This is a genomic window from Pseudomonas sp. NPDC086112, from assembly GCF_044746425.1.
GTDB lineage: Bacteria > Pseudomonadota > Gammaproteobacteria > Pseudomonadales > Pseudomonadaceae > Aquipseudomonas.
In genome coordinates this window covers 1-2,501 of the sequence record NZ_JBIVCD010000096.1, presented here as the reverse complement: position 1 = coordinate 2,501, position 2,501 = coordinate 1, and the positions used below count along the sequence as shown (strand labels likewise).

Genomic DNA, 2,501 nt, shown 5'->3' with positions numbered 1-2,501 from the left:
AGATTTACAGTCTGATCCCTTTGGCCGCTCGGGAACCCCTCCTAAGCGAGCCGGCATTCTATATCATGCCAGCCTTCTGTCAAGCATTTTCTCATTAAAAACCTGAGGTTAGCTGCGTTGACCTCGCCTCACACTGCTGACCGCTAAAGGTCTTCACTGCGAAGCGGGCGCCATTCTATGCAAACTATTCGACGGGTGCAACCCCCTCGCACGGCATTATTTTATGTTTTAACTCATTGAATTCTTTAGAAAGGTTTTGCAACTGCGAGTCACCCAGCAAACGCCGGCTTTCCGGGGCTATGCGCACCCAGTAACCAGCATATTCGGGAAGATCCTTCGGCAAGGACTGAAACCTGATATCCATGTCATTCAATCGGCGCTCGATTACCTGGGCGACGTCCTGTCGAGCAGAACCTCCCAGATAGAGACAACTGCTATCCGCCTGCGTGGATTTTCCTTTGTCTCGAGCCGTATCCGTCGCCTCGCTCAACAAACGAATATCCTGCTGCGAGCCGCGATACAAACTCAAGGGCGTTACATCCTTCGCGCGAAGCGGAGCCTCCTGTTGGTGCCAGACGTAATAGAACACATTGAGAACAAGCAACAGCAGGAACAACCAACGCATAAATACCTCAGGACAAGGGACACGCCATCGCCAAACCTACAAATACCAGGTCTGGAACCACCCTGGCCTCGGGCACAATCTCGGAGACCAGATCAGCATCCCCTCCAGTCAGGAAGACTGCGAAATCTTCTCCCCAATAGCTGCGCGCCAACTCTAGCTGAGTCAGGACAAACCCTCTCAACATTAGCAAACAACCTCGCTCGACCGCCTCGACGGTTGTACGCCCAGGAACAAGACTCTCCAAAGCGCGCTCGGCAGCAAGATCTCCATAGCGAATTCTACGGGTATGGGTACGCAGCTGGTTGCGCATCAAAGGCATCCCCGGACAGATAAATCCACCGAGATGCTCACCATCTCCTGCAATAAAGTCAGCCGTAACAGCCGTACCAAAGTCGAGCACCAGACAAGCACCCGAAGCCAGATGAAATCCTCCGAGCACTGCAAGCCAGCGATCAAGCCCTAGCCGCTCGAACTCCTCATAGCCATTTCGAACCCCGGACATCTCCCGAGCCGGTGCCGCGCACACGACGGAAACGCCAAAAGCCTCGGTCAACAGAGAAATCAGTGCACTGGTTTCTTCGGCGGTTCTGACACTAACCAAACGACAATGCATGAGAGCGAGCCCCTTGAGCCCTCTCAAGCTCTCCAGCAATGCGAGATCTGTATCAACGACCCCCTCGCCAATCACCCGCCGGACATCCTCGCCGAGCACACGCCATTTGATGAAACTGTTTCCACAATCGAGCTCAAGAATCATCACGCAACCTCAGGCTGAGCTCGCCACCACTAAAGACCTTCTCCACACCATTCACCTTCAAGCGCAAGGCACCCTGACTATCGATACCCAGCACCTCCCCATCTATCTGACTCACACCGGCAATCAACGATACCGCCCGCCCCTGCCATAGATGATTTTGCTCCCACTCCGCCTGGATAGCCGAAAATCCGCCGGCCTGGTGGCGATTTAAATAGGCCTGGAGCATCAACCCTAACTCCGCAACCAGATGATTGCGATCAACTGCCTTACCCGACTCGAGGCGCATGGACGTCCATTGCTGATCAACCTCATCGGTCATCTGCATGTTCACATTTATTCCGACACCGATCACCACGTGACACACATCAGCAGGATCCCCCACCAACTCGAGCAGTATTCCAGCAATCTTTTGCTGACCCACCAGAACATCATTCGGCCACTTCAACCCCACACCCGAGACACCAAGCTCTCGCAAGGCCTGCATTACGGCAAGCCCGACAACAAGACTCAAGCCCTCCAGCTGCCGCATCCCACCATCAATACGCAGCACCAGACTGTAATAGATGTTTTCCGCGAACGGGCTGACCCATTTGCGCCCACGCCGTCCACGACCGGCCGTTTGCCGCTCAGCGAGCACCAGAAATGGCGCAGGCTGGCCACGCTCGATAGCGCGCAACGCTTCAGCGTTGGTGGAGTCAATTGAGTCGAAGACTAGAATGGGCCACTCACAAGAAGGCGCCTGCGCGCTTATTTCCGCAGGATCAAGCAGTGTCAATGGCGCAGCCAATTGATAGCCGCGACCGCGCACTTTGTGAATGGATAAACCGAGTTCAGCTTCCAGGTGCTGAAGTTGCTTCCATACAGCGCTACGACTGACGCCCAAGGCAGCACCCAGGGCTTGGCCCGAATGGAATCGACCATCCTTAAGAAGCTTTAACAACGTCAGCATGCAAGTCTCGCCTCACAATGAGGCCCGCATGATATCCATGCCCCGGGCTGTTGCATAGAAACCCTACAAGCGAGATTTTCCTGCGGACAAAACAAAACCCCTACCTGCATACGCAGATAGGGGTTTCGGAATTTAATCTTGACGATGACCTACTCTCACATGGGGAAACC

At 54.4% G+C, this 2,501-nt stretch carries 3 protein-coding genes; all 3 read right to left on the bottom strand.

What is annotated here, in order from left to right:
* Nucleotides 1-184: 184 nt before the first annotated feature.
* The 3 genes from ACIPLA_RS28160 to birA are packed head-to-tail and all read right to left on the bottom strand — an operon-like array spanning nucleotide 185 to nucleotide 2,331.
* Nucleotides 185-625 (bottom strand): hypothetical protein, encoded by a 441-nt coding sequence (locus ACIPLA_RS28160; RefSeq protein ID WP_192345265.1) that lies wholly within the window; start codon nucleotides 623-625, stop codon nucleotides 185-187.
* Nucleotides 626-632: 7 nt separating this feature from the next.
* Nucleotides 633-1,382: a pantothenate kinase gene (locus tag ACIPLA_RS28155; RefSeq protein WP_192345264.1), complete on the bottom strand. Its 750-nt coding sequence runs from the start codon at nucleotides 1,380-1,382 to the stop codon at nucleotides 633-635.
* Nucleotides 1,372-2,331, bottom strand: a complete 960-nt coding sequence (birA, locus tag ACIPLA_RS28150; protein ID WP_218398907.1) for a bifunctional biotin--[acetyl-CoA-carboxylase] ligase/biotin operon repressor BirA — start codon at nucleotides 2,329-2,331, stop codon at nucleotides 1,372-1,374. The genes ACIPLA_RS28155 and birA overlap by 11 nt, the downstream gene beginning before the upstream one ends.
* Nucleotides 2,332-2,501: the final 170 nt, after the last annotated feature.